The organism is Micromonospora sp. CV4 (assembly GCF_003667455.1).
Lineage (GTDB): Bacteria > Actinomycetota > Actinomycetes > Mycobacteriales > Micromonosporaceae > Micromonospora.
The window spans coordinates 1-2,395 of record NZ_RCVI01000191.1; the positions used below are offsets into that span (position 1 = coordinate 1).

Annotated in this window: 3 protein-coding genes; all 3 read right to left on the reverse strand. The window is 72.7% G+C overall.

Annotated elements, in window-relative coordinates; genetic code table 11:
• On the reverse strand, window positions 1-1,188 hold a 1,188-nt coding region (locus EAD98_RS06050), incomplete at its 3' end, for an HNH endonuclease signature motif containing protein (RefSeq protein ID WP_147457341.1).
• A 31-nt stretch (window positions 1,189-1,219) separates the two neighbouring features.
• The gene (locus tag EAD98_RS06055) at window positions 1,220-2,176 is read right to left on the reverse strand and encodes a hypothetical protein (RefSeq protein ID WP_121653089.1); all 957 of its coding nucleotides are present in this window, start codon (window positions 2,174-2,176) and stop codon (window positions 1,220-1,222) included.
• Window positions 2,177-2,191: 15 nt separating this feature from the next.
• Window positions 2,192-2,395 (reverse strand): hypothetical protein (locus tag EAD98_RS31470; RefSeq protein ID WP_147457342.1); only part of this gene is annotated, 204 nt, incomplete at its 5' end.

A 2,395-nucleotide genomic window follows, 5' to 3' on the forward strand; every position in this document is an offset into this window, starting at 1 on the left:
GATGAAGTCGGGGTGGCCGTCGCCGCCGAGGTGGACGGTCCAGTCGCTGTGGTGTAGGTGGCGGTGGTGGTGGCCGCAGAGCAGCACCGCGTTGGTCAGGTTGGTGGGGCCGCCGTCGGCCCAGTGCCGGATGTGGTGGGCGTCGCACCAGCGGGGTGGTCTGTCGCAGCCGGGGAAGGCGCAGCCGCGGTCGCGCAGGACGAGGGCGCGTCGCAGGGGTCCGGTGATGAGTCGGCGTTGCCTACCCAGGTCGAGGGTCTGACCGGCGCCGCCGAGGACGGCGGGCAGGATCGCCGCGTCGCAGGCGAGTCGGCGCACGGTCTGCGGGGTGAGCCGTAGGCCGGTGTCCAGGGTGCCGACGCTGAGCTGTCCCGCGAGGGTGTCGTAGCTGGTGGTGACGACGATGTGGGCGGGTTCGCCGCCGTGCTCGGGTAGTTCTGTGGTGCGCAGGGTGAGTCGGCAGAGGTCGGCGAGGGCGTCGTGGCGGCGTTGTCCGGGGGTGCGGGTGTCGTCGGGGCCCGATGGTGCGGTCAGGGGGTCGATGGCGGCGCGCAGCAGGCCGGCTGTTTCGGCGTCGAGGTTGCCGGTGAGGCGCAGGCGGCCGTCGCGGAGCTCGGAGAGGGTGAGGTGGCGGTCTCGGGTGGATCGTTGGGCTTCGGCTTCCAGTGCGGCGCGGTCGGTGGCGTCGGCGATCTCGGGGGCGACGTGGTCGAGGATCCGGGTGCTCAGCTTGCGCAGCAGGGCGGGGTCGAATTGTCCGGCCCAGTCGACCAGGACACCGATGGCCTTGTCGGCGGCTTCGGCACCCGCGGCAGCGTGCACCGTGCTGACCGTCTCGCCGATGACGCGGGCCTGCTCCACGCTGATATGCCCGTCGGCCAGAGCGCGGCGCACTCCGGGGGTGCCGGCATCCAGCGCGGCGGCGAGGTCGACCAGTCGGCGGGCGGCGGGGACGGTGAGTCGTAGCCGTTCGCGTAGCCAGATCGCCGTTGAGGACGCGCCCTGCGCGACGGCTGTGCCCCGGCCGTCGAGCTCGCGTACCAGGGACAGTTTGACCGCGGCCAGGCGCTGCTCGAGCCGGTGCGCGGCGTCGAGCGCCGCGATCAGGTCATGCTCCGATGCGGTCCAGGTGGCCGCGTCGAGGCACGCCGCCACCGCGTCCTCCGCCTGCGCCAACTCCTCGACCACGACCTGACACTAGAACACCTGTACGACAGATTCAGTTGTGGTCGTCGATCAAGCGACCAGCATCCGGCGCCCCGGCCGGGTCCGTGCACTCGACGAGGCGTTCGGTGGCGAGGCAGGAGACGAGGCAGCGCTCCTTCGCGTCGCCGTTGAGGCGGGCGGTCCAGTCGGTGAGGCCGCCGTCGCCGATCTCCACGCTGCCGCCCAGGAGGCTGATCCGAAGGGCGCAGCCCGTGTAGTAACCGCGACCGCGCGTCCGCTCCGGCTCGTCCACCAGCGGCACCACGCTTGCGTCGAGTGCCGGTCGGACGGTGTCGGCCAGACGCTCCCGGACGACCCGATCGTCGAGGACCGTGACATGCAGTTGAGGTGCGGCCTCTGATGCAAACTCGGCGAGGACGGCCCGCCAGTAGGTGAGGTGCCGGATCAGCAGCCGGGCCTCCGTGCGGCCCGCGCCGGCGTCCCGCGCGCTGGACACCAGGCAGAAGAGCCGGAAATGCGCCGAGGCGTCGGTGCCGAAGTCCTGTGCCCGCAGCACCCGGTGGGCGGCGGCAAGGTGCACCTCGCCACCTCGGCGGCGACGCACCGCCGCCTCGATCGCAAGAGCGTTGGTGGGATCGCTCAACACCTCGCTGGCGCGCATTGTGGTGACGATCCTGTTCTGGCTGACCGGAGCGACCGCCGAGCAGGTGCCCACCGGCACGACCGGCGACAGCTCAACTCCGGAGACGTCGGCCGGCAGCAGTTGCCACATCCGGGCCTCCACCCGGGCGAGCGCGCGTGGGTCCGCGCGTGCCGGACGGACGAAGCGGTCCTCGCGCCAGCGGCGAACCACCTCCGGCGGGCGGACCATCGCCGCACGGTCGTGGGCGACGCTCAGCAGCAGGGTACGCAGGTCCGCGCCGGACAGGCCGGCCAGCGCGGCCCGCGTCCCGGTCGGCATCGCCGCCCACACCCGACGCTCCGCGTCGGTCAGTGTGCCGTCATCCATGGCCGTCACCATGGCTCACCTGGCGCGCCGGATCCATCGGGTTTGGTGCGGGGTCTGTGAATCGTTCACGCCATCAGCTCGAAAGCGCAGCCAGAAGAACACCGCCGCCGGCCGCCGCCCGCCGCCGCCCGTGCCGTCGGTCGGGCTGGCGTACACCGCCGGGTGCGCCTTGGCCGCGCTGTAGGCCGTCTTCGCGGCCGTCGCGCAGCGGGCCGCGAA